Raw genomic sequence first — 24,059 nt, forward strand, 5'->3', positions numbered from 1 at the left:
CTGAATTGTATCGTACTCAACTATCCAGAAGATCTTTCCCACTTTCGGGACTCGGAATGGGCTTCGAAGACGGATTTATTGGCCGTCCTGCTGGTTCAGCATGAACTCAAACGTTACATCCACTCCTTCGCCTTGGAAATCGTTACCAGCGTCTTCATGCAAGCTGAGTCCGATTTTGAAATCTGTTCCATCTCCAGGATCTACATGATTGCTTAGATCATCATCCCCATCGGCATTGTTCGCTAAATCGTAAAGGGACTCGTAAGGATTGGCACTTGAATTGTCGAATACGTCGTTGGGATCCGTTTCGCCACTGATGTTGCTAATCAGACCGCCGTCATAATTGAGGGTATCCACCTGCACGGCCTTCGCAAACTTTTCCTTATCGATATCGCCAGTGATAGACTCATCGTCGTTATTGTCGGAGACAGTGACAGACACATCTAAGGAACCAGATATACTCCCAGTGTTTTTTAGAGTCCACGTATGTTCATTCGCTGACCCCCCCGGCTTTATTCCATCAAATGTGAAGGTGCTTATGCTAGCCTCATTAGTTGTAAGCTCTATCGTTCCTGCCTGTACCGTGTTTCCGTCACTCGTTTCCGAATCACTGAACAGCGCAAACGTCCCGGCACCAGCCGCCGCACTCGCGGCCCCGACCGTAATCAATCCGCCCAGTACACGCCGCCGTGTGAATTTGCTGTCTTCCTCTGTCATAGTTCGATCGCTGTGGGTTGCGCCCTCAAAAGGCGTTTCTACGTAAGTAGACACCCTACACCCACTTAAATCACCGTACGTCTATTCTCCGCATGAAAAAGCAAGCAAAAATTTGATAAATAGGTATAAAACTGGAGAAAATCAAGTGAATAGCCAGAATACGGATCGTCCCGCCACCAATCCGGCTCAGACTGTGAAGTCTCACAACACCTCGTCGTGATAATAGCGTATCAGAACGCTTCTCTGTCCCGATTTCGCTAGTTTTAGCGATCCTATCTCTTGAGAGAACAGTATCACCAGTGATATCGTTGGTTTCAGACTCCAAAACGCGTGTTTCCTGAGTGTTTCCATCAGCGAAAACTAATTCCCATACGATCTATCTATCGAGAATACACTGTCAGCAGACAGAAATCCAGGATCGAGCGGCCGAAGCTGCGAGTATCGATTTTGAAGAGTGTGGGCAGACGCGCATGGGTCTCGGCGGCCTCGACAGCGTTCACCCCTCGATATCCGTCGGCGAGGCGTCGTACCGGCGGAGGAACTGCTGGATCGACTCGTCGGAGCCGACGACCGTGATGCGTTCCTCGCCCGTGAGGGAGCGGTCGGGATCGAGAGTCGTCGTGTGGCCGGCGTCGTCCTCGACGACGATACGCTCGTGGCGATCGAACGCGTGGGCGGAGCGGACGACATCGCCGAACACTGTCAGGCAGTCGTGTGAACCGGTAACGATCAACACGGTGTTGGGCTGGATGGTCGCGTCCGGATCCAGGGGCAACTGGAGTTCGCCGTCGATCCACGCGCCGACGGCGGTCGCGCCGGTCCGCTCGCGGATCTCCGAGTCCCGGATCCGGGTCCCGATAAGCTGGCTCCCGTGGGGGATCGGGACCTCCGTCACCTCGAGGTCGGTTCCGACGTCGATCGTGTCGGACAGCTCGGCACTGAACGCGGAGACGGCCTTCTCGGCGAGTCGATGTCCGAGGACGCCGTGAGGCGAGAGGACGCTGTCCGCGCCGGTTTCGAGGAGGATCTCCCGCATGTCGCTGTCGTCGGTCAGGGCGATGATCTCGACGTCGGGATCGACCGATCGGACCGTCAGGATGGTGTTGACGGTGGCGTCACCGGCGTCGGTGATGACGGCCCGCGCTTCGTCGATCCCGGCCCGCTCCAGCGCGGCGGCGTCCTGCGGGGAGTCGTGGATGGCCGCGTAGCCGTCGTCACTCAGCGCGGTCGCCGCGTCGCGGTCAGCTGACAGCAGGACGTACTCGATCCCGAATTCGTCGAGCTCGTCCAGGAACACGGCCGAGTCCCGGCGGTACTCACAAACGATGACGTGGTCGTGTTTGGGCGACAGCCGGTCGTCGAGATTGCGTTCGGACACCGAGAACAGGGGGGATGATGATCAGCCGGAGCGTCAAAAAGCCGATTTCGATCCCCGAAAGCTAGGCCAGTGTCACGAAGATGAACATCAGGGGATGGCTCCACAGCCCGGCGTCCTGACCGTACCCCGTCGTCGTCATCGTCTGGACGATGAACTCGAGGGAGGCGAAGACTGGGATTCCCCCTCGAGTACCAGCAGTGCCGTGTTGTAGACGACTGTGTAGGTGACGATGAGGATCGCGAGACCCACGATGTAGTACGCGATCAGCCCGTTGCGCCGGGAGAACTCGAACCGCCGTCGGAGGCCGGTGACTGAGACCATCTGATTCTACCGGTGGGACCCACCAAGGACGGAGAAAGGATCGGGGCGTTGACGGCCGAGGGACAGAGACGAATCGAACAGAAGCGTGTTTCTGCTCCACAGGTTGCTGAATCCCGGCGGCATGGGAACTCGGAGAGGAGAGCCCACCAGCAGCCGACGGCGTCTAGTACCATGGCAGGGCGCGACTCGCGTGATGGCAGGGTGACGGGGGCTCGCTCACGCGTTCGGCAACAGGTCGACGAGCACGTCCAGTGTTTCGAGGACCACCCAGCCCACGAACAGGGCGTAGATACCGAGCAAGCCGAGCGCCTCCCGATCGGACAGCCAGAGATCAGTCCGAAGCGCGGTGAAAAGCGCGATCGTTGCTGCCGTGAGCACGCCGAACATCGGGACAGCCATCGCGAAGTCGACTGCCGCGTCCCCAACAATGAGAACACCGACTGGGATCGCCACCAGCAGGTCGAACGTGTTCGAGCCGAGGACGTTCGCCAGCGACGTCACGCCGCGATCCTCCCGAGCGGCGCGGACGCTCACCAGCGCGTCCGGCAGGCTGGTCGCGGCGGCGATGATCGTCACGCCGAGTAGAAAGGCAGGAATACCGAAGGTTTCGGCCAGCGCGGAAACCGACTCGACGAGAAAGTGAACGGCGACAACGATCACGACCAGGCCGGCCGCGAGCAGGCCCCACTGTCGACGCGGATCGGTGTCATCGCCATCCGTCGGCGGGACCGTACTTGCCCGGTGGTCGGCGGTGTCCTGATACTGAATGAAGACGTACAGCCCGTAGAGAGCCAACGGGAGGACTGCGAGCGGGCGGGTGATCGTCCCCGCCAGGGCGACACCGTCGACGGGGTAGTAGATGACCCCCAGCGCGAACGTGATCAGCAGGACCGAGACTGCGAGCATGTAAAACTGGGCCTCCTTGTAGACGAGCGTTCGGTTGGACTCGATCGGATCGTCGGTCAAGAGCCCGGCGAGAGCAGGGATGACGAGAACGTTGAAGATCGCGGAGCCGACGATCCCACCGACGCCGAGGGCGAGCGAGCCGGCCAGTCCAGCGATGACGACGGTCGCGAGTTCGGGCATGCTCGATCCCACGGCCGCGATCACCGCCCCCTGGACGACCTGTGGGAGTCCGTAGTGGGTAGCGAGTCGATCGCTAGCCGCTTCGAGCCACCCGCTCCCGAGCCAGATCGCACTCGACGTGAGGAGAACGATCGCCACGTCGGCCAGGACACCGCTACTCATGTTTGTGTGTTCCTCACAAAGATCATCTCGTTCAGCGAATCACGTGTTCTATGACTGGTGACAGAATGCCATGCCCTCGCGGACGGCATCGCTCTCGCCCAGCAGCGTCACCTTGTCGCCTGCCTGGATCGTAAACTCCGCGTTCGGAACGATCGTCTCGCCGTCACGGTTGACGAGTGCGATCAGACAGGAATCGGGAAGTTCCGGACCGATCTCGCGGAGGGACCGACCGATCAAGTTCTCGCTGGTCACTTCCACTTCCTGAACGTCACCGACGCGGTCGATGTCCGTCATCCAGTGGGCGATCGCCGGGCGCTCGATCTGGTTGTCGATCGCCCACGCGACCGCCATCGACGAGGAAATCGTCCGGACACCCAGATCCTCGAACGCCTCGACATTGTCGGGGTTGTTCGCCCGAGCGATGACGTCCTCGATCTCGAAGTTCGTGCTTGCAAGCTGGGCGACGAGCAGGTTGGTGTCGTCGTCGCCTGTCGCGGCGACCACTGTCTTGGCGTTGTTCGCCCCGGATTCCCGTAACACGTCAGTATCCGTTCCGTCGCCGATAATTGCGGTGAACCCGTCGTTTCGGATTTCCTCGACCTGTGTTTCGTCGTCCTCGATGATGACGACGTTCTCTCCACGATCCTCTAACCGGTCGGCGAGCGCACGGCCGACGCGGCCGCCGCCCACGATGATGACTCGCATTGGTATCACGTCGAAGTATTGTGCCACGTATCTCGCCAGGCCGCCCTCGACGACGGCCGTGGCAAGGATAACCAGGAAGACGGTACCGATCAGAACGTTGGCCTCGGCGGCCATGCCCTGTGACTGCAGTTCGATGGCGAACAGCGTCGCGACGGACGCCGGGATGATCCCACGCGGGCCGACGAAGCTCATGAACGCCCGTTCGCCGAAGGTGAATCGGCCACCGACCGTCGAGACGTACATCAAGAGGGGTCGGATCACCGCCGCGACCGCGACCGCGACGATCAATCCGGGCACCAGGACATCAAACAGGACCTCCAGTTCGAGGATCGCCGCCAGCGTGATGAACACAAAGGATAGCACGAGCAACGTCACGTCACCCTTGAAGGCGGTGATATCCTCCTCGTAGGGGATGTCAAGGTTGCCCAGGACGATCCCCGCCGTCGCAGCAGCGGCGACGCCGGCCTCACCCGAGAGATAGTTCGCGCCGGCATACGAGACGATCGCGCCGGCGAGCACCAGCAGTCGGGCGTTCCGCGGGGCATCGCCCGGCGAGAGGTCGATGTACCGCAACAGGTAGTAGACAACGCCGGCGACGATCACCCCGACCAGAACGCCCTGGCCGAGGCGTTCGGCGAACGCACTGAGCAGTTCGACGGGCGGGTTACCGCTGAGAACGACAACCTCGAAGACCACGACCGCGGTGATCGCCGCCGTCACGTCGTTGACGATCCCCTCGGTTTCCAGTGCGGCAGCGACGCGGTCCCGAACTGGCACGACCTGCAGGATGGGAGCGATGACGGTCGGCCCCGTTGCCACGAGCAACGCACCGATCAAAAACGACAACCCCCAGGTGGCGGTTCCGAAAGCAAGTTTGACGGCGACAGCCGTCCCGACAAGCGCGATACCCGCACCAAGGGTGACCAGCCTGAACGTCGCCGCCGGCGCTTCGCGCAACCGGTCCAGATGGAGATGGAAGGCCCCCTCGAAGACGATGATCGCCACCGAGAGGCCGACGATCGCCGAGAGTGGCCCGGCACCGAAGGTTTCCAGCGAGAACAACCGTGACGGGAGGACGAACCCGGACAGCGGTCCGATCGCCAGTCCGGCCGCGATGTAGAAGATGATGCTCGGGAGGCGCAAGCGCGCCGCCAGCAGTTGTGCGCCGACGCCGAGCGCGAAGATCATCGCGACCAGCAGGACGATCACGTCCGCGCCGCCTGCGCTCACGGGGATACCTCCATACCATCCAGCACACGCCCGATCGGCATAAAACGGGCGATTCCGGCGGTGTCACGCTGTCCGGTCAAGGTATGTTAGCACACCTCTCACATTCATTGCAGTCTCGCCGCGTCCCTTATCGGGCCCCCAGATGTCGCTGGCGGCCGTCTCGCCGGCGAAGTGCTCGATCACGGCGTCGTCGTCTTCGAGTTCCGCCCGTGCCGCCGCCACGGCCTGCACCCAGTCACTCAGCGTCCGTGCGTACTCAGCCAGTTGCCCGGTCGCCATCGCTGGCCCGAAGTGGGAGTACAGCAACGTCTCCGGGTCGATGGCCTGGATCGTCTCGACGTCCCGGAGGGCCTGCTCCAGGTCGAAGTCCGGTGGCGGCGAAGTCGGCTCCACTCGCCCACGTTCGGGGACGTACAGTCCGGCCGCGTCACCGGTGAAGACGGCGTCGTTGGCCGGATCCTCGTACACCACCTGATGCGGGGCGTGGCCCGGTGCGTGATGGGCGCGAAGTGCGTGATCGCCGAGGTCGATCCGATCGCCGTCTTCGATTTCCCGGATCCGCGCCTCGGGGACGGGTTCCGGTTCGACGTAGTGGGTGATCTGGTCGCCGACAGCCTGTTTGGTTCCCGCCCAGAGACGTTCGGGAGCAGCCAGATGGGGAGCCCCGATCTCGTGGACCACGATCGACGCGTTCGGACACGCCTCGGCCAGGAATCCGGCCCCGCCCGCGTGATCGAGGTGGACGTGCGTGACCGCGATCACCTCGATCGCTTCGGGGGCCAGTCCAACTTCTTCGAGTGCATCCAGAATCCGGTCGTGGTGGGTCCCGATCCCGGTCTCGACGATCGCCGGCCGCTCGGCGTCGAGGATATACACCGACCCGTACTGGCTCACCGCGTACATGCCGGTGTCGACGAACCAGAGATCCGAACACGACCCAGTCGCTACCTGTCTGACGTCACCGATTCCCATGCCCGACAGTGTGCGTTGGCGCGAGAAAAGGGCTTCCAACCGGGCGCGAGTGCGAGGTGGCCCATCGGGAAGCGCGACCGATCGAAACGCGTGAACCCGAGAGCCGGTCGGAAAACGGACCCAGGACGTCTCGTCCGTCGAATCAGGCGTTTCGTGGTTCCTTGGCCTTCGGACGGAGGTTGCCGTAGCCACACTTCCGACAGCGGTCGGCACGTTCGGGGTTGCGGGCGTTACAGCGCATGCAGATCTGCTTGTCGAGGGTTCGCCCCTCTGCCTTGTCGAATTGAGCCATATGGCCTCGCTTGCCGGTGTGGGCGTATAACGTTTGCGAGACCAGCTTCTTCCGGCGACACATTGCTTATGCCGCTTCGATCACAGGAGGCGACATGGACTACGCAGACGTTGCCGATCTTTCGGTCACGATCGACGACATCGAACTACGACAGCAAGAACAGGAGACCTCGAGTGGGTTCACGCGAACGACGACGACAATCACGCTGCGGGGCGAGGAACGCGTCGGTCGGGGCGAGGACGTCACCTACGACGAAGAGGACCATCGCGCACTTGCCGAGTCAGGGGGCTTTTCGATCGAGGGGAGCTACACACTCGATGAGTTTGCCGAACGGGTGGAGTCCATGGATCTCTTTCCGGGAGGACCGCAGCGACCCCCCTCCCGGCGATACCGGCGGTGGGCCCTCGAAAGCGCAGCCCTCGACCTGGGGCTTCGACAGGCCGGAGTTTCCCTCGGCGAAGCGGTCGATCGATCCCCCGAGCCGGTCCGGTTCGTCGTGAGTACGACCCTCGGCGAGTCACCCTCATTCGATCGGATCGCCCAGTTGCGGGAGGCGTATCCGGACGTCGAACTCAAACTCGACCCGACGCCGGAGTGGACGGCCGAACTGATCGATCGGCTGGCTGCGATCGATGCCGTCCGGATCCTGGATCTGAAAGGGCAATACGCCCACGCCGACGTCCACCAGCCACCCAACGCGACCCTATACGAACGGGTGTTCGGCGCGTTCCCCGACGCGATCGTCGAAGATCCGGCGACCAGCGAGGAGACCCAGCCGTTGCTTGCCGACCACGCCGACCGACTCTCGTGGGACGTCCCCATCACAGACGTCGACGCGATCGAGTCACTCCCGTTCGAGCCGGAATGGGTCAACGTCAAGCCCTCCCGGATCGGCAGCGTCGAAGGGCTCTGTGACGTCGTCTCGTACTGTCAGGAAAACGATATCACGATGTACGGCGGTGGCCAGTTCGAACTCGACGTCGGCCGCTCACAGATCCAGACACTGGCGTCACTGTGCTATCCCGACGGCCCGAACGACGTCGCCCCGAGCGCGTTCAACGACCCCGATGTCGAAGGTGGACTGCCAGCGAGTCCGCTGGGTCCGCCGGAGCAGACGCCCGGTTTCGGTACGCACTGAGGACCTGGATCGAAGGGCCCACCTCGCTACGCCGACTCCTCGACGAGGTACTCCTCCTGGACGGCGACGACCTCGCTGGAATCCCCACAGTTGGCGTAGCGTTCGAGGGGCTCGGCGTTGAGTTCCAGGAACGTATGGCCCCACCGGAACTTCGAGAGGATGCGTTCGGCGTGGGCGCGCTCGCCGAGGATGACCAGCCCGCCGGCCAGCGCCTCGACGGTGTTCAACTGGAACGGCGTCCCGTAGTTGACGGGATTGGCAGCGACCAGAAACGGCAAGGATCGCTGGACGCCCGCGAAGTCGAAGGCCTCCCGTTCGGCTGTCTCCCAGGAACAATCCAGCGCGACCAGCCGGTCGTGATCGGCGTCGGCCGGTGAGAGTGCGCGGTCGGCGAAGGGATTAAGCACGACCCCGGCCGGCGTCGCCCGGGCCGATCGATGGAGCGTCACCATGTCCATGCGGTCGAGTTTCCGGGCCGTGCACTTCTCGGGATCGTCGTCACCCTCGTAGCGGACGTGTAACTCCACGGGCGAGCTAGCGGCCAGCGGGACAAAAACTCCCCGGAGCGCCAGCGGGTCACGCGCCCAGGGAAACACCGATCCGGGCGTCTTCAGGCGACGAAAGCGCGAGGTAGCCTTATCCCGGCGGCAGTACAATCCCCACCAATGCTGTCGCCGGGTGAACAACCGCCAGCCTTTACGCTCCCTGCGGTCGTCGAGGGCGACATCGAGACGGTGTCGCTGGACGAGTACCTCGGCGATCGGATCGTCATTCTGGCGTTCTATCCCGGCGACTTCAATCCGGCGTGTGGCGAAGAAAGCGACCTCGACGAACTGGATCTGTTCACGATGCAGCCGGACGTCGCCGTGATCGGGATCGCGCCGGACACGGTGTTCAGCCATCGAAAGTTCGCCGAGGAGTACGATCTGGCGATCCCGCTAGCTGCGGACACCCGCGGCGAGGTCGCGAGCGCCTACGGGGTCGATTTCGAGGACGAGCACGGTCAGCACCTGGCTGAACGGGCGGTGTTCGTGATCGATCTGGATGGCGTTGTCCAGTATACCTGGTCGACACAGGATCTCCGGAAGGTCCCGCCAACCGAACCGATCCAGCGAGCGGTCGGCGACATCGGGGGGGACAGGGCGGCAGTCTCGCGATATCGAGTCGCCCACGCCCACTACATCGAAGGACGCCGGGCGTTCACGAGTGCGATGGGCGAGTTCGAGGACCACGACTGGATGGTTTCCCGGTCGGACTTCGAACGCGCCCGCGAGGAGTTCACGACTGCCACCGATCAGTTCGCGTCGGCCGGCCGGTTCGTCGACGACGATCGGCTGTCAGAGCACTTCGAGCGTGCCCGGCGGAAGGCGAACGCACTCTGGCAGGCCGCCGACTGGCTCGCCGAGGCGGCCGACGCCTTCTCGAGTGGTGACGGCGAGGAGGGCAACGCCTACCGTTCGGACGCCGAATCACCCTTAGAGACGGCTCGGGACCTGGCCGAGCCGCTCGATCCAGACGACATCACTGTCGAGGACGACGAGATAACCATCGATCCCGACGCACTCGAGGACGACGACACCGTCTCCGCGATGGAGGCGATTCGGTCAGGCATGGACGAGGGGGCGGCGGCCGGCGGTGTCGACCTCGAACTCGAGGAGGTGACGATCGAGACCGATGATGACGACGAGTTGCCGGATCATGACGACCCGGATACCGAGACAGCCAGGCGAATGCGCGAGTACGCCGGGGCGGGAATGGAGATCGACGACCCCGGCGGGGCCGAGGACGATCAGATCGCCGACGCACTGGCCGAAGCCGACGAGAGCATCGAGCCGGCCGACGCCACCGACGAAGGAGAGGCAAAAACAGATGCGGGGGAGCAACCGCCCGATGGGTCACGCGGGCAGAACGGACCGGCCGAGACCGAGGGTAGCGACAGACCGGCCCAGCGGGAAGCCGAGACCGGTCATGAGAATGAAGCGACCGGCGAGACCGAGACGAGCGACACAGCTGCGGACGCCGAAGCGGACGTCACGGACGAAGAAATCGAGGAGATCGCCGAGGAACTCCAGTCCCAGAGTGACGAGACAGCAGCCGACGATGAGCGCTCAGAATAGGCTCGGCCGAGCAGCCACGCCCGAGTCGAGAGGCCCTTGTGTCCGGTCGTCGTGGGTCGAGTATGCCCACTGACGATCCCGCAGACCGCGTGCGATCGTTCTATGACGCCCTGGACGATCACGACTACGATCGGTTGACTTCGCTGCTCGCTCCCGATTTCGTCCACGACCGTCCGGGACTCACCCTCGACGGACGCGACCGGTTCGTCCAGTTCATGCGGGAGGAGCGACCGAACCGGGAGACGAGCCACCCGATCGACGCGATCTATCGCGACGGCGACGGCGAACTCGCCGTCCGTGGCCGACTGCTCGACGATGACGGCGAGAAAATGGCTGCCTTCGTGGATGTCTTCGGATTCGGAGATGACGGAATCGAATCAGTGCGGACGTACACCAGGTAGTCAATGAGCACCCGCACGGTGGCCGGTTTTCACGACCCGTTCGAGCGCCCGACGAAGCCGTCGGCCCGTCTCGATCACCCCCCAGTGGAACGCGACCACGAAGCTGATCGCGAGAATGGCAACCCGTGTGGGCAGATACACCCACGACCAGCCGGGGACGAAAAACCACCAGAAGGCAACCGGAAAGAGAAACACTGTCACACCCAAGAATGCGAGCGCGCTCCCGACAGCGGGCCGCCGATCACCGACATCCATCACAGCGAGGACGACTGCAACGAACGTGGCTCGCGGCACGCTGGGACCGACGGCCAGACTTATCAACGCCCAGACCACGAGCAGTTTGACGTACTCCGCCGTCTCGGCGGCAAAGAGACGAGCAATCTGGCCCGCCGTGGTCGACTCGCTCGAAAGCAGCGACACTACAACATTATTTTCGATTGATGCAAATAGGTGTTCGGGATCGCGGGAGTCCCTATTCGAGGCCGCGCCTCAATGGCCCTCGTCATGAGGATTCATGGTCGTCCCGTAGTCCTCGACGTGGTCGGTGTACTCGATGAATCGTGGCGCGTCGGGGTCGAACGGGCGCTCTAAGGCGTCGAACGCTTTCTTCTTGTCCCAGGACTGCAGACCGCCGACGGCCGAGCGGTCCTCCAGGTCGTGATAGTCCAGATCGTCCTTGGTCAGGTTCCAGGCGTCCAGTCCCGCCTCGGTGCGGACGATCACCGAGGAGTACTCGTCGCTCGATCCGACGGAGCCGACCGTCAGGTCCGCACAGTAGCCGGTGAAGTCCGCACACTCGTCACAGCCCTTCAGCGCGGCGTCGTGGAAGTTTTCGACGTCCTCGTCGACGATCAACTCGCCGTCGCGGTCGTACACCATCATCTTCCCGTCGAGGACGTCCATCTTGCCCACGTTGTCGAGGTCGATGTCCCGCTGTTCGACGAGTTGCTCGCCCATCAGGCGCTCGTAGTTGAAGTTCTTCGTACACATCAACGCGATGGCGTAGTCTATCGCCCGGACGCCCTCCTCGTGGCTGCCGTACTCCCACTCGAAGTCCTGCAGGGCGCGGATCCCCTCGATCTCGCAGGGCGTGCCCACGAGGGCAAGCGAGGCGTCCTCGATCAGCCCGTCGATCTTGTGATCCCACTGCTGCAAGTCGAGATTCCCCAGCGCCATCGTCTGGGTGTAGATCGACCCGGCGTTTTCGATGCACTCCTCGGGGGACGTGGCGAGAAAGGCCTCGGCCTTCCAGGGGTCCTCGTCGCTCTCGGTGGCGATGAGCGCGCCGTCGATCTCGCCAGCCTCCAGCAGGTGGCACAGCACGCTCGTGACGAGCCCGCCGTCCTGGGCGTTCTCCCGCCAGTCGTCCTCGACCTTCGCCGAGAACTCGGTGATCGGATCGCCGGCCCCGGAGACGTTGTCGTCGCCGCCCGTGATCTTCCACTGGCGTTCGTACCGGAGGCCACCGCGGGGACAGAAGTCCCAGCACAGCGAGCAGCCGGTGCACATCTTGACGAGTTCGGGCAAGCCATTTTCGTCGACGCCGATGGAGTCGCTGGGACACGAGGCGACGCAGGTCCCACACTGGATGCACCGCCCGTCGTCGATGACGGCGTCGTCGAGTTCCATGAACCACGTCTTCTCGTCGGGCGTCTCGATGTCGCTCATCCGCGAGCGGATCTCGTACGAGGGCGTGTCGAGTTCGAGGTGCTCTTCGCCGGGGCGCTGGACGCGCTGGTCGGGCGGCGTCTCGTAGACGTCCTGGCTCTCGTCGGCGGCGGGTTCGGTAAACTCGGTGTCCCGAAGCTGGCCGTGCTCGTCGACGTTCGCTGGCTTCGAGCCACCGTCTGACCGGACATCGGCCGTTCCGCCCGATGTGGTCTGTCCGCCACAGCCACAGGACGATCCACAGCCACAGGCGTCGCCCTGGTCACGTTCCGACTCGTCGCGACCGCCAGGGACGCCCGGCAGCGGGTCATCAGTCATCACTCGACCCCCGGCCGCCCGTCTCCTGGGCGACCCCGGCCGCGACGGGCGCGTCGGCCCGCTGCATGATCGATCGCAGGCGGTCGTTCTCGACACGGCGACACCACGCGTAGAACCGTTCGCCCTCGTTGCGCTCCTCGGTGTAGGCCGCGAACAGTTCCTCCAGGGCGGGAATCACCGCCCGGGCGGGCACCGCGGTCTCGACCCAATCGAGGAACTCGTTGTCGGTCCCGAGCGCGCCGCCCAGGCCGAAGTCCATCCCCTCGACGATGGCGTCGCCCTCGAAATTCGTCGAGTCCTCGGGATCGTCGACCTTCACCGTCTCCCCGCGGAACCCGATGTCGGCGATCTGTGGCTGGGCGCAGGAGGCCGAACAGCCGGACATGTGCATCCGGACGACATCCAGATCGTCGGGCGTCTCGATGCGGCGGTCGAGGGCCTTCGCCCACCGGTAGACCCGATTCTTCGTCTCGATGATGCCGTAGTTGCAGAACTCCGAGCCGGTACAGCCGACCGCGCCCCGAGAGAAGGGCCCGGGATCGGGGCTGTACTTCCGGGCGAACGGTTCGGCCATGAGGTCGCCGACGTTCTCGGCCGGAATGTGCGTGATCAGGAAGTTCTGGTCGGTCGCCAGCCGGATCGAGGCGTCGTCGGTGCCGTATTTCTTCGCCGCGCGGGCGGCCTCGACGAACTCCTCGCCGCTCATCCGGCCCGCGATCACGTTGAAGCCGACGTACTTCAGGCCGTCCTGTTTCTGGTCGTGGACGCCGACGTGATCGCCGGCGTAGCCCTCGGTGAGGTCGACGCCGCTCTCCGGGAGATCGACGCTACAGCGCCGTCGGACCGCAGCCTCGAACTCCTCGGTGCCGAGCTGCTCGACAAGGTAGCGCATCCGGCAGACGCCGCGATTCGACCGATCGCCCAGCTCCTTGAACGTCTGGGCGATGGCACGACAGAACTCGACAGCGTCTTCGGGTGGAACAAAGACATCCATCTGCGTGGCCATCCGCGGGCCATCGGAGAGCCCGCCGCCGACCTTGCAGTGGAAGCCGTAGATGTCCTTCCCACCGTCGGACGAGTCCGACGAGCCTCCGGCTTCGCCGGAGACGTCCACTTCCTTCCGGGCCGGCGTCAGCCCGACGTCGTTGATCTGGGACTGGCCACAATCGTGGGCACAGCCGGTGATCGTCATCTTGAACTTCCGGGGCAGGTTGGCGTACTCCCGGTTCTCCGTGAAGAACTCGTTGACGGCATCGATCACGGGCTGGGCGTCGAAGCACTCGTGGCCGTCCAGGCCGGCGGCCGGACACCCCAGGACGTTCCGCGCGGAGTCGCCACACCCCTGGACCGTCGTCAGGCCGACCTCGTCGTAGGTCGCCCAGATCTCGGGGACGTCCTCGACCTCGATCCAGTGCATCTGGATGTCCTGACGCGTCGTGATGTCGAGATACGCGTCGCCCCAGATTTCGTTCTGGTCCTCGCCACCGTGTTCGGCTGGAGCGGTGGCGTATTCCTCGGCCACCTCGCCGATCACCTCGGCCTGCTCGGGCGTGAGGTACCCGCCGGGCACCTTCGTCCGTTTCATGAAGAAATCGTCGTGCTCACCGTGGGCGTACAGCCCGGCCCACTTCAGGCGCTCCCACTCGCCGTCGCCCGCCCGATCCTCGATCTCGGAAAAGGAGAGGCCATCCTCTGCGTATTCCGTGACGTCCTCGATCACGTCGAGGGGGTGTTTCTCCTGTTTCCACTGTTCGACTGTATTCATTTATCTGACAGGTCATACTGTACCCGCACGGATAATCGTGATTGACACGGCAGCACGTGTCAGTGCTCGTGGGAAGGGGCGAGGCGTGCCGACAGCTACGACACAGCCGAGGTGATTGTCGGGGAGACGCTCACTCGCCGAGCGTCAGTTGATCGACGACCTCCTCGGGGTCGAACCGTTCGAGGTGATCGTAGCCCTGGCCGGTGCCGAGAAAGAGAATCGGCTTGCCCGTGACGTGGGCGATCGAGATCGCCGCGCCGCCCTGCGGGTCGGCGTCGGCCTTCGTGAGGATCGTCCCGTCGATCTCGGCAGCGGCGTCAAACTCGGTCGCCCGAGTGACGGCGTCCTGGCCGGCGACGGCCTCATCGACGAACAGCGTCATGTCCGGCTCGATGATGCGCTCGATCTTCGAGAGCTGATCCATCAGCCCCTCGCTGGTGTGGAGTCGCCCCGCCGTGTCGCCCAGCACGACGTCGACATCGTTGGCTTCAGCGTACTCGACGGCGTCGTAGATGACCGCCGTCGGATCGCCGCCCTGCTCGTGGGAGATGTAGGGGACATCGAGTGCCTCGGCGTGTTCGCCGAGTTGCTGGTTCGCGCCGGCCCGGTAGGTGTCGCCGTTGGCCAGCACCGAGGAGTGGCCCCGATCTTCGAGATACTGGGCAAGCTTGGCGATCGTCGTGGTCTTGCCGACGCCATTGACGCCCGTAAAGACGATCACGACCGGCTTCTCTGCCGCGGCGATTCGTTCCTCGAAATCGAACTGCCCGACGCTGATGACGTCGTACAGTGCCTCCCGGAGGGAATCCTGGACGAGATTGCCCGTGCTCTGGAGGCGACGGCGAGTCTCGCCCACGAGATTCGCCTCGACGCCGTCGAGGATCTCGCCCGCGACACTCATCTCGACGTCGCTGCTCAGCAACGCGAGTTCGAGATCATCGAGATGGTCCTGGAGGTCGTCCTCGTCGATGACGGTCTTACCGGTCGCAAAGAGTTTCGCCCGCTCGGCGACGCCACGGTCGGGTTCCGCCGCGTCCTCGGTGGACGCGTCCGGTTCGGCAGACGTCTCAGTAGCGGCTGTGCCGTCTGCTGGCTGCGTGTCGACCGTCGATTCAGCGTCTGCATCGGATTGGCTGGATGCGTCGCTCTCTGCCGCGGATTGGGTGACATCTCCCGCAGACCCACCCTCACCCGGGGCCTCAGCGTCGGCCCCGCTGTCATCGATATCGTCGGCCTCACCTTCTTCGACGGCGTCGACATCTTCCTCGACGTCGTCGCTGAAGCGGCCGAGCTTCTCGCGCAGTCCGTCGAACATCGCCTACTCTTCGCCGCCTTCCTGCTGTTGCATCTGCTGCATCTGCTGTTGCATCTGCTGCTGTTGCATCTGCTGGGCCTGCTGTTCGAGCTGTTGGCTCTCCTCTTCGAGCTCCGAAATTTCCTCGGAGAGCTGCTCGATCTGGTCGTCGATGGCGTCTTGCTTGCGTTCGAGGGTGTCGGTCGCGTCGTCCTGTCCCTGCTCGGCCGCGTAATCGGCACCGAGGCTCACGGTGATCTCGTCCATATCGAGGACTTCCGCGCGGACGTAGGCGTCGCCGCCGAGGGGAACCTGCACGGTCGAGCCCGTTTCGAGCGTCTCGATGGCCTCGATCGCCTCGTCGATCTCGGTCTGCTTGTTGCGGAGGTCCTGGACTTCCGCTTCGAGTTCCTCGCGTTCCTCGTCGATCGCTTCGATCGCCTGGGCGATCTCCTGGAGTTGTTGCTGACCGCCGCCACCACCGAGACTCATGCGTCTACCCCCTCGATCTCGATCTGGGTGCGTTTGAGTCCGTGCTGGGAGCCGAACTCGGCGAGAGTGTGCTCCTCGGCGACGTTCTCGTTCGGTGCCTCGATCTCTGTCTCGAACGATTGCCAGCCGTCACGGGCCTGGAAGGTCCCGGTAACTGTATATTCGCTCATGTTCACTGAAAGGGAGGGCAATGGGGAAGTATCTTCTCATCGAGTGTTCGCCGAAGCCGAGAGGGGCTCGCCAGTCGTTCCCCCCACAGGCCTCACTCGCGAGCGTCTTCGACCGCCGCGACGAACTCGCCAGCGTGTGCTTCGACGGCCTCGAAGTCGCCACGCTCGATGGCGTCATAATCGATAAGCGCGCTGCCTGCACCCACGACGGTCGCCCCAGCCTCGAAAAAGTCCGCGACGTTGTCCGGCCCGACGCCGCCGGTCGGCATCAACGGCAGGTCCCCAAGCGGGGCCTGGATCGCACTGAGATGACCCGGGCCGACGGTCGCGGCCGGGAACACCTTGATCAGGTCCGCCCCGGCTTCGGCGGCCCGCAGCGCCTCGGTCGGGGTCATCACGCCCGGCGCGACGAGCGTATCGTAGCGGTTGGCCGTCTCGATGACGTCTTCTTCGAGTGTGGGGCCGACGACGAATTCCGCGCCGGCCTCGATTGCCGACCGAGCCGCGGCAGCGTCGAGCACCGACCCGGCACCCACGACCGCGTCCTCGCCGTCGAACGTCTCGACGACGTCCCCGACCAATTCGCTCGCGTTCCGCGCGTCGACGGTGACTTCGAAGGCAGTCACGCCGCCCCGATGCAGGGCCTCGACGGTGTCTACCATCGCGTCGGCGTCGATGTTCCGGAGCACTGCCACGACCCCGCTGTCGACGAATTGCTGTTCGATATCGCTCATGGTCGCGAATCCGAATCGCGCCGTGAAAAGCGTCCCGACTGGTCGGTGAGGGGGATGGTGCAGCCGACTCCGGCCCGACACCAACCATTTGCATGACTAGGTCGTATGTCCACGCATGGCACTCGAGGACGTCTTCGAAAATCTCCCGGACCCCGGATCGTACTCGTTCCCGGACTACGCGATCCCACAGGGAGATCCCGTGATGCCGGTCGCGCTCACCGACGACGAACTGCACGCGTTGCTCGATCTCTACGAGACCTTCGCAGCGGTCGATCCGACGGGCCTCGACTCGAACCCGTTCCTTGCGAACACGACCGAGTTCCTCCAGCAGACCTTCGGCGCCCCCGCCTACCGGCCCGACGAGCAACTCAACGACGACATCGCCGGGATGCTCAACGACTTCGCCGAGGACCTCGGCGGCGGGGAGTTAGGTGTCGTCGACGCCAGCCCGAAACACCACCAGACGCTGTACTTCTTCCTGGTGAGCGCAAAAGGGTATCACATGGCCCCCCACATCCAGTTCGATCCCGATCCGGCCGCCGTCGAGACGCTCTATCGCCTCTACCAGCGCGTCACTGAGCAGGACTACTATCTGAAGCGTCCCTCGACGATTCTTGAGTGAGTGGGCGATGTCTGTTCGAGGTCTCGATCTGTCCCACCGTTTCCGGTGGAGATAGATATATCCCGAATCACGGCTCGAACTGCGCCCATGCTTCAAGAGGGCCTTTCGTGGGTCCAAAGCCGTCGCTAACGTCCACCGCTGGCTGGATCGACTTGCCAACCCACGACGACCGGGGCTCGCCGGATACCGCCGGTCGCCACGTGTCTTCCCAATCGAGTTCACCCCGCTGGATGGATTCGACCGCGTGATGAGCACAGCCTGCGCTCGTCCGGAGTTCAGCTCGAGTGTACGGAATGCGGATTCCTCCCTGTACCCGTCCGTAAGCTCTCCAGAGGCTGCCCCGGAGACTCCCGTCGTCCACCGGTGGATGGGCAAAGTGACGATACGATTCAAGCGCGCCGTCAAGTATGGTGTCGAACTGGAAGTCCTCGTCCCCGTACGTGGACTTCCGCTCGACGTCCTCCCTGGCCGCCTCCAGGACTCGTTGGGAGTCGAGCGGTTCTTCGCCCAGACAGTAGAGGTCGAAGAGGTCTTTGACGAAGTTTTGTCGTCCGAGATGACTTTCGAGATCGCGACCATACGGCGGATCGGCGGCAAGTAAGAGTTTTTGCGCGGCCCTCGTTTCCGGCGGCGCGGCCATTGGGAGTTCTCCGTCATCCCAGGGGGAGGGAATGTCCTGCCACGGCATGGATCCGGACGGCCATCGGTCGTTCTCGAGGACATCGACTCTGAGATCCCAATCAGGTCCCGATGCGCGTGGAAACTGGATGTGTCCGGTGAACCCGGCAACCGGACTTTCTCGGACTGTCAGGCGGATCTCGGAGTCAGAGAACGCGTCTTCTATCCGGGTGAGGGCGACTCGCAAATCCTGTGTATCTGCTACCTCGAGGTCGAGATCGACACTGGCTCTGTACGGCGGCCATTCGAGGGAGTTCTGCAAGAGCGTTCCCCCTTTCAGAAGCACTCGCTGATCCCGTTGGGTGATCTGTGTGAGCATCTCAATCGCCACCGCAGCTCGGAGGAGTTGATGGCCCCAGTCGCCGTGTTCTTTCCTGAGCGATTCTCTATCGAAGCGTTTCGGTGGACCGACGAGCTTCGATCGGTCCGCCTCGGCGAACAGATTCATCGCTCACCTTCGATGAGCGTCCCCGCGACCGGCGAGAGTTTCGAGACGAAGTCTTTTCGCATCTGTGGCCGGAGTTCCGTTCCGACGCCGGCGAGTAGCGCACCGATGTCGGTGGTAACACCCAGCGTCTCCCCAGCGGCCCACAGACGGTCCAGGGTGACGTCCGGATCCTGGAGAAGGGTTCGGACGATTGCTGACGCCTCAGGCGGCCCGTCCGATCCAAGGAACTCGACCAGAATCCGTTCGGGGAACGGCGTCCGATAGCCACCGGGTGTCAGTCCGGTCGCACCGAACTTCTCCCGCTCCACGAAGACGATACCATCTGACAGCCGATAGGGGGTCGGACTATCGGGTTCGAAGAGTCCTGGCCCGAGCGGTCCGCTCGTCTTGACACTCCAGGTTGCGACCGGTTCCTCGTCCGGCCAGGCCGCTTGCACTTCGTCCTGTAATGACGCGGCCGTTTTGTGTTCGACGACGAGTCGCGTGCCGGGCCCACCATCTTCGGCAAGCTGCAAATACGGCGTTGCGTCCCAGAGAACGGTGCGACGGAGCGAGTCGGCTCGTACTTTCTCTGAGATGATGTCGACAAGGCGTTCGAGAGCGTCCGTCATCTCCGGGTCCCTCCGGACGAGAGCGTATCTGCCACGTTCGGGTCGCTCGAGGATACCCTCCTTGGTGAGACTGGTGAGACGGCCACGAATCTCGTTGTCCGCTGGAAGTCTATCCCGGTCCTGAAGCTGTTCTCGCACGCTTTCGACGATCTCGCCGACGCTCATCGTTACGTCGGGCTCTCGTTCCTCAATGACTGATAAAATGGCCGACGACGTGGACGGGCGAGTCATGCTCATTGTGCTAATGAGCTTATTGAGCTAAAAAGCTTATTGAGCTTTCGTTCCACCCGCGTCGCTCTGACGGTGACGTGACTTATGGTCCACACGCGAGTACGGTCGGGTATGCAAACCCGTCCGCTCGGCACGACCGGTCAGGACTCAAGCGTCGTCACCTTCGGCGCGATCGCGCTGAACTGGCTCGAACAGGAGGGGGCCGACCAGATGGTCGAACTCGTCCTCGATCACGGCGTGAATCACTTCGACGTCGCGCCGACCTACGGCGACGCCGAGCTCAAGCTCGGCCCGAAGCTCAGAGAGTATCGTGAGGAGATCTTCCTCGGGTGTAAGACCCAGGAACGGTCCTACGAGGGGGCCTGGGAGAAACTCGAACGATCGCTCGATCGACTCGGCGTCGACACGATCGACCTCTATCAGGTCCACGGCCTGGAATACGCGGACGAACTCGACGATATCACCGCGGACGACGGGGCGCTTGCGGCGTTCCGCGAGGCACAGGAACAGGGACTCATCGAGAACATCGGCCTGACGAGCCACGGCAATCCGGGCCTGATCCTCGACGCGCTCGACCGGATCGACGACCTCGAGTCGGTGATGTTCCCACTGAACCCCGTCGTCGACGCCAAGGACGGCGACGAGTACGACTACCAGGCCGTCCTCGATCGCGCCGACCGCGAGGACGTCGGCACGCTGGCGATCAAGGCCTTCGCCGGCGGGTCGTGGCCCCCGACCGCGGAGTTGCCCGAGCATCGCCGACCCTACGCCAACTGGTACGAGCCGGTCGACACGCCCGAGACGATCCGCGATCGACTGAACTACACGCTTTCCCAGGGCGTCACTAGCGTCGTCAGCCCCGGCGATCCCAAGCTCGTGCAGATGGTCCTCGATGCGGGCGACCGCTTCGCGGAGCTCGACGCCGCGGCCCAGCGGAGCGTTCGCGAGGACGCCCGTCACGACGGGAGCCCGGTGCCGGAACAACTCCATCACTAGCATGGAGGTTCCCGAGACCGTCACCGCGGCGCTCGCCGATCGCCCTGTCGATGGCGCGCACTGCCTGGAAGCCGGTGCCGGCGCGGGGAACGCGACCGCCGGACTCATCGACGCGGGCGCGGCCCAGGTCGTCGCAGTGACCAACGAGCGCGAGCACGCCGAGACGGTCCGTGAACGGGTCGGTCAGGAGTATCCGGATCGGGTTCGCGTGCTCGAAGCCGACCTTCGCGAGATTCCACTCCCCGACGATTCGGTCGAAATTATCACCGCCCACGCGCTGTGCAACGTCGTTCCGCCGGCTGCACTCGACGCGATCGCCGCCGAAGTGACACGCGTCGCGGCCCCGGGAGCGCACCTGATCGTCGACGACTACGCGCCGCTGCCGGGCGAGACAGCCATGCGCGATCTCTTCGCCGTCGAGAACGCGGCCGCCGAACTTGCCGTCGGCCGGTCGGCACTGACGTTCTATCCGGCCCGCGTCCTCCGCGGCATCTTCGAGTCCTATGGGTGGACACACGACCGGACGGAAACCGTGCTCGATCCGGTCCCGTGGTCCGAATCACACGTCGCTGCCCACGCCGACATTGCAAAAGAATTTGCCGACGACGCCGCCACAGCCGGGAATCTGCTGGCCGAGAGAGCCGAGGGGCTCGCCACGAAGATCGGATCGGAGTCGACGGGCGAAATGTACAGCCTCGCGATGCGATTACCGGGGTCGTCAGCCGTCGGTTAGGTTCCAGTCGCGGTCTCTTCGAGATACGCCAGTTGATCCTCGAGTTCCTTGGTCCGCTGGCGCTTGATCAGCGTCGCGTCGAGGGCTGCCCCGATGACGCCGCCGAGTTCGAACTGTGTCTGTGCGGTGATCGTCGTCTCGCCGTCCGCACCGTCGAGACGATAGGTCGTCGTCATCTCGTTGAACATCCCCTCGACCTGTTCGTAGGTCAGCGCATCGTCGCTGTCGACGATTTCGAGCGTGAGTTCGAGCTCTGCCAGGCCGATCGCACGCTCGACCGTCACGCGGTCGCCCTCGACAGTGACCTCGTCGAATCCCGCAGCGTCCATGAACGCCTCCATATCCTCGAATCCTGCCCGGATCGACTCGGGATCGGCCGCCACGTCCCGCGAGGCAGTGACCTCTTGCATGGTCACCACAGGGACCCCCGGCGGCGTCAATCTGTCGTCGAACACGTTCGGCCCTGCGGCGGGTGAACCCGACGGACAGCCGCCGCTGTCGAACATGTTCGGAACAATTACCCTGGTTCGGCCCGAACACGTTCAAGACATGGTACATGCGACGCTGACGCTATCGATCCCCCGGCGGATCTGGATCGGCGCGCTCTCGCAGGATCATCCCGAGTCGTGTATTCGCGTCCTCTCGGCGTTCCCGAAGGGCGAGGAATCGGGCGTTGGACTGGTCGAAGTCGACGGCCCGGACGTGCCGGCGGTCGTCCGCGCCATCGACGAGGAGGAGACCGTCACCGATCTGGCGGTGCTGGGTCGCCACGAAGACACTGCTCTGGTGCAATTCGAGACCACCGATCCACTCCTCCTCTTCCCGATCATCGGCTCCGGGATCCCGCTGGAACTCCCCTTCGACATCCGCGATGGGGAGGCGCGCTGGGAACTCACGGCCTCCCAGGACCGCCTCTCGGAACTCGGCGAGCAACTGGAAACGCTTGGCATCTCCTTCACTGTCGAGCAGCTCCGCCAGCACGTCGAACCCGAGCAGGTGCTGACCGATCGCCAGACGACGCTGGTGACGGCGGCGATCGAGCGCGGGTACTACGACACCCCACGGGAGTGTACACTGACCGAACTCGCCGACGCACAGGACATGGCCAAATCGACCTGTAGCGAGACGCTCCACCGCGCCGAGGAGAAGATCGTCAAGGGCTTCTTCGAGGACGAACCGACCGCGAGCGCCCGGCGAAGGATCTAAACGGCTGAACGAAACGAAGCGAACGACGGTCGGAGAAAAGCCTTTGTGAGTCTGCATACAACTGTATGCACATGTCGAAGAGCATCCGTCTCTCCGAAGAGGCCTACGAGCGCCTCGCCGCGCACAAACGCGAGGAGGAGACCTTCTCCGAGGTGGTCCTCCGGCTGGCCGGCGAGCGGTCGCTCCTGGATCTTGCGGGGATCCTGAGCGACGACGAAGCCGACTCCCTCCGAGATGCCGTCGCGGAGCGCCGCGAACGGCGGAGCGACGAACTCGAGGGGATCGCCGACCGAATGGACGGGGTCTGACGTGCTCCTCGATACGTCGTTTCTCATCGATCTGATGAACGGCGACGACGCGGCCGTCGAGAAAGCCCGCGAGTTGGAACGGGATCTCGTCCAACAGCGGCTCTCGTCGATGACGCTGTTCGAACTGTACTATGGGATCGCTCGCGCGGCCGATTCCGAGACCGAGCGCGAGACGGTCGAAACCGTCCTCGACTCCAAGCCGATCTATCCCGCCGACGCCGCAGTCATGCGAAAGGCCGGGCAACTCTCGGGCGAGCTACAGAACGACGGCACACCGGTCGGAGACGGTAACGTGATCATCGCCGCCACTGCCGAGGTCGTCGAGGAACCCGTGCTCACTCGAAACGTCGAGGACTTCGAACGACTCGGCGTCGAAATAGAGACGTACTGAGCAAGCCCGAGCCGACAGACAGCGACGTAGTACTGATCGTTGGCGTCCGAGCGCGTCTGCTACTCCCGATCGAGACGCCCCCGAAGCGCCGCCAGGACGTCCTCGTGAATCTCACCGCTCGTGGCGATCAGCGAGTCGCTGTCGTGTCGCCAGCGTTCGCCCGAAAGATCGGTCACCTGACCGCCGCCGGCCCGGACCATGTGCGCGCCGGCGACGGTGTCCCAGGCGGTCATGTGGACCGTCGAGATCGCGGCGTCGATCTCGCCACAGGCGACCATCGCCATGGAAGTCTGGCCACTGCCCAGTCGCCGGAGATCGCCGAGTTCGTGGTGGATGTAACTCGTCACGTCGTCGTAGTCGTCCCGGTCGCGGTCCTTCAACCCGAAGATCGGGGCGACGATCAGCGACGAGGGATCCGTCCGGTCGCTGACGGCACACTCGACGCCGTTCCGTTCGACGACGCCGGGACCTGCCGCGTAGGTGTCGCCGGTGGCCGGTAACACCGTCGCGGCAGTAACGGGTTCGCCGTCGACCGTCCGTGCCAAGCTGACACTCCAGAGGCGGTTGCCCCGGACGAAGTTGTTGGTCCCGTCGATCGGATCGATGATCCAGGCCGGCCCGGATTCGGGAACGGTCTTTTCGGCGTCGTTCTCCTCGCCGACGATCGCCGCGTCCGGATCGCGGTCAGACAAGACCGTGATGATCCGTTCCTGGGCCTCCTGGTCGGCCTTCGAGACCGGGTCCATCTGGTCGCGCTTGAAGTCGTTGCCGATCCCCTCCCGGAAGTACTCACAGGCGATGTCGGCCCCGGATTCGGCTGCCTCCCGGGCGATCGACCGCCACTCTGCGGCCGTCTCCTCATCGATCTCGTTCAC

General features: G+C 63.7%; 27 protein-coding genes and 1 pseudogene. 9 read left to right on the forward strand and 19 right to left on the reverse strand.

The genetic code is table 11. The features are described 5' to 3' along the window. Positions 1 to 75: 75 nt before the first annotated feature. The 7 genes from HUTA_RS06405 to HUTA_RS06435 all read right to left on the reverse strand — a co-directional run bounded on the left by HUTA_RS06405 (position 76) and on the right by HUTA_RS06435 (position 6,863). Positions 76 to 717 carry a TasA family protein gene (locus tag HUTA_RS06405; RefSeq protein WP_015789064.1) on the reverse strand — a complete coding sequence of 214 codons (642 nt, stop codon included), beginning with the start codon at positions 715 to 717 and terminating at the stop codon, positions 76 to 78. 496 nt (positions 718 to 1,213) lie between these two features. Continuing rightward, positions 1,214 to 2,095, reverse strand: coding sequence for a potassium channel family protein (locus HUTA_RS06410; protein ID WP_015789065.1), 882 nt, complete (start codon positions 2,093 to 2,095; stop codon positions 1,214 to 1,216). A 135-nt stretch (positions 2,096 to 2,230) separates the two neighbouring features. Further along, positions 2,231 to 2,416 carry a hypothetical protein gene (locus HUTA_RS15845; RefSeq protein ID WP_015789066.1) on the reverse strand — a complete coding sequence of 62 codons (186 nt, stop codon included), beginning with the start codon at positions 2,414 to 2,416 and terminating at the stop codon, positions 2,231 to 2,233. Positions 2,417 to 2,632: 216 nt separating this feature from the next. After that, positions 2,633 to 3,664 (reverse strand): sodium:calcium antiporter, encoded by a 1,032-nt coding sequence (locus tag HUTA_RS06420; RefSeq protein WP_015789067.1) that lies wholly within the window; start codon positions 3,662 to 3,664, stop codon positions 2,633 to 2,635. Between the two features lie 48 nt (positions 3,665 to 3,712). Continuing rightward, entirely contained in the window at positions 3,713 to 5,557 is a 1,845-nt protein-coding gene (locus tag HUTA_RS06425; protein WP_049941428.1) for an NAD-binding protein, read from the reverse strand. Positions 5,558 to 5,662: 105 nt separating this feature from the next. Beyond that, positions 5,663 to 6,571: an MBL fold metallo-hydrolase gene (locus HUTA_RS06430; RefSeq protein ID WP_015789069.1), complete on the reverse strand. Its 909-nt coding sequence runs from the start codon at positions 6,569 to 6,571 to the stop codon at positions 5,663 to 5,665. 142 nt (positions 6,572 to 6,713) lie between these two features. Further along, entirely contained in the window at positions 6,714 to 6,863 is a 150-nt protein-coding gene (locus tag HUTA_RS06435; protein ID WP_015789070.1) for a 50S ribosomal protein L40e, read from the reverse strand. 94 nt (positions 6,864 to 6,957) lie between these two features. On the opposite strand from HUTA_RS06435, the gene HUTA_RS06440 reads away from it, so the two are divergent. Next, positions 6,958 to 8,001: an enolase-like domain-containing protein gene (locus HUTA_RS06440; RefSeq protein WP_015789071.1), complete on the forward strand. Its 1,044-nt coding sequence runs from the start codon at positions 6,958 to 6,960 to the stop codon at positions 7,999 to 8,001. A gap of 26 nt (positions 8,002 to 8,027) precedes the next feature. Here the strand turns inward: HUTA_RS06440 and HUTA_RS06445 are convergent, their stop codons facing one another. Then, complete coding sequence (locus HUTA_RS06445) at positions 8,028 to 8,528, reverse strand: DUF367 family protein (protein WP_015789072.1); 501 nt, start codon at positions 8,526 to 8,528, stop codon at positions 8,028 to 8,030. A 138-nt stretch (positions 8,529 to 8,666) separates the two neighbouring features. Here HUTA_RS06445 and HUTA_RS06450 point away from each other — a divergent pair, with 138 nt between their 5' ends. After that, positions 8,667 to 10,118, forward strand: a complete 1,452-nt coding sequence (locus tag HUTA_RS06450) for a redoxin domain-containing protein (RefSeq protein WP_015789073.1) — start codon at positions 8,667 to 8,669, stop codon at positions 10,116 to 10,118. Positions 10,119 to 10,180: 62 nt separating this feature from the next. Continuing rightward, positions 10,181 to 10,519, forward strand: coding sequence for a nuclear transport factor 2 family protein (locus HUTA_RS06455; RefSeq protein WP_015789074.1), 339 nt, complete (start codon positions 10,181 to 10,183; stop codon positions 10,517 to 10,519). Here the strand turns inward: HUTA_RS06455 and HUTA_RS06460 are convergent, their stop codons facing one another. From HUTA_RS06460 to HUTA_RS06490, 7 genes and pseudogenes are all read right to left on the reverse strand, one after another. After that, the gene (locus HUTA_RS06460) at positions 10,520 to 10,939 is read right to left on the reverse strand and encodes a hypothetical protein (protein ID WP_015789075.1); all 420 of its coding nucleotides are present in this window, start codon (positions 10,937 to 10,939) and stop codon (positions 10,520 to 10,522) included. Positions 10,940 to 11,008: 69 nt separating this feature from the next. Beyond that, a pseudogene (locus HUTA_RS06465) lies at positions 11,009 to 12,523 on the reverse strand (Coenzyme F420 hydrogenase/dehydrogenase, beta subunit C-terminal domain); the annotation flags it as partial. Beyond that, complete coding sequence (locus tag HUTA_RS06470; protein ID WP_015789077.1) at positions 12,498 to 14,270, reverse strand: nitrite/sulfite reductase; 1,773 nt, start codon at positions 14,268 to 14,270, stop codon at positions 12,498 to 12,500. The pseudogene HUTA_RS06465 and the gene HUTA_RS06470, both read right to left, overlap by 26 nt. Before the next feature lie 130 nt (positions 14,271 to 14,400). After that, a complete protein-coding gene (gene ftsY / locus HUTA_RS06475; RefSeq protein WP_015789078.1) occupies positions 14,401 to 15,585 on the reverse strand; it encodes a signal recognition particle-docking protein FtsY in 1,185 nt (394 codons plus the stop codon). Positions 15,586 to 15,588: 3 nt separating this feature from the next. Then, a complete protein-coding gene (pfdA, locus tag HUTA_RS06480; protein ID WP_015789079.1) occupies positions 15,589 to 16,056 on the reverse strand; it encodes a prefoldin subunit alpha in 468 nt (155 codons plus the stop codon). Further along, positions 16,053 to 16,226, reverse strand: a complete 174-nt coding sequence (gene rpl18a, locus HUTA_RS06485; protein ID WP_015789080.1) for a 50S ribosomal protein L18Ae — start codon at positions 16,224 to 16,226, stop codon at positions 16,053 to 16,055. The genes pfdA and rpl18a overlap by 4 nt, the downstream gene beginning before the upstream one ends. A gap of 92 nt (positions 16,227 to 16,318) precedes the next feature. Further along, a complete protein-coding gene (locus HUTA_RS06490; protein ID WP_015789081.1) occupies positions 16,319 to 16,960 on the reverse strand; it encodes a bifunctional 4-hydroxy-2-oxoglutarate aldolase/2-dehydro-3-deoxy-phosphogluconate aldolase in 642 nt (213 codons plus the stop codon). A gap of 115 nt (positions 16,961 to 17,075) precedes the next feature. On the opposite strand from HUTA_RS06490, the gene HUTA_RS06495 reads away from it, so the two are divergent. Further along, complete coding sequence (locus HUTA_RS06495) at positions 17,076 to 17,582, forward strand: hypothetical protein (protein ID WP_015789082.1); 507 nt, start codon at positions 17,076 to 17,078, stop codon at positions 17,580 to 17,582. A 67-nt stretch (positions 17,583 to 17,649) separates the two neighbouring features. Here HUTA_RS06495 and HUTA_RS06500 read toward each other — a convergent pair whose 3' ends face one another. Beyond that, on the reverse strand, positions 17,650 to 18,708 hold the full coding sequence (locus tag HUTA_RS06500; RefSeq protein ID WP_015789083.1) for a nucleotidyl transferase AbiEii/AbiGii toxin family protein: 1,059 nt from the start codon (positions 18,706 to 18,708) through the stop codon (positions 17,650 to 17,652). Next, entirely contained in the window at positions 18,705 to 19,484 is a 780-nt protein-coding gene (locus HUTA_RS06505; RefSeq protein WP_015789084.1) for a hypothetical protein, read from the reverse strand. The genes HUTA_RS06500 and HUTA_RS06505 overlap by 4 nt, the downstream gene beginning before the upstream one ends. A 177-nt stretch (positions 19,485 to 19,661) precedes the next feature. Here HUTA_RS06505 and HUTA_RS06510 point away from each other — a divergent pair, with 177 nt between their 5' ends. Together HUTA_RS06510 and HUTA_RS06515 are read left to right on the forward strand one after the other, a co-directional pair. Further along, the gene (locus HUTA_RS06510) at positions 19,662 to 20,546 is read left to right on the forward strand and encodes an aldo/keto reductase (protein ID WP_015789085.1); all 885 of its coding nucleotides are present in this window, start codon (positions 19,662 to 19,664) and stop codon (positions 20,544 to 20,546) included. A gap of 1 nt (position 20,547) precedes the next feature. Continuing rightward, a complete protein-coding gene (locus HUTA_RS06515) occupies positions 20,548 to 21,279 on the forward strand; it encodes a class I SAM-dependent methyltransferase (RefSeq protein ID WP_015789086.1) in 732 nt (243 codons plus the stop codon). On the opposite strand, the gene HUTA_RS06520 is transcribed toward HUTA_RS06515, so the two are convergent. Beyond that, entirely contained in the window at positions 21,276 to 21,689 is a 414-nt protein-coding gene (locus tag HUTA_RS06520; protein ID WP_245529144.1) for an SRPBCC family protein, read from the reverse strand. The two genes, HUTA_RS06515 and HUTA_RS06520, sit on opposite strands and share 4 nt — an antisense overlap. A 139-nt stretch (positions 21,690 to 21,828) precedes the next feature. Between HUTA_RS06520 and HUTA_RS06525 the strand changes: the two genes are divergently transcribed. The 3 genes from HUTA_RS06525 (at position 21,829) to HUTA_RS06535 (ending at position 23,184) form a co-directional block, all read left to right on the forward strand. Then, the gene (locus tag HUTA_RS06525; RefSeq protein WP_015789088.1) at positions 21,829 to 22,485 is read left to right on the forward strand and encodes a helix-turn-helix domain-containing protein; all 657 of its coding nucleotides are present in this window, start codon (positions 21,829 to 21,831) and stop codon (positions 22,483 to 22,485) included. 71 nt (positions 22,486 to 22,556) lie between these two features. After that, positions 22,557 to 22,793 carry an antitoxin VapB family protein gene (locus HUTA_RS06530; RefSeq protein ID WP_049941221.1) on the forward strand — a complete coding sequence of 79 codons (237 nt, stop codon included), beginning with the start codon at positions 22,557 to 22,559 and terminating at the stop codon, positions 22,791 to 22,793. 1 nt (position 22,794) lies between these two features. Continuing rightward, positions 22,795 to 23,184, forward strand: coding sequence for a type II toxin-antitoxin system VapC family toxin (locus tag HUTA_RS06535; protein ID WP_015789090.1), 390 nt, complete (start codon positions 22,795 to 22,797; stop codon positions 23,182 to 23,184). Between the two features lie 59 nt (positions 23,185 to 23,243). Here HUTA_RS06535 and HUTA_RS06540 read toward each other — a convergent pair whose 3' ends face one another. Then, positions 23,244 to 24,059 carry an inositol monophosphatase family protein gene (locus HUTA_RS06540; RefSeq protein WP_015789091.1) on the reverse strand — a complete coding sequence of 272 codons (816 nt, stop codon included), beginning with the start codon at positions 24,057 to 24,059 and terminating at the stop codon, positions 23,244 to 23,246.

The organism is Halorhabdus utahensis DSM 12940 (assembly GCF_000023945.1).
In the GTDB taxonomy this organism is placed as follows: domain Archaea; phylum Halobacteriota; class Halobacteria; order Halobacteriales; family Haloarculaceae; genus Halorhabdus; species Halorhabdus utahensis.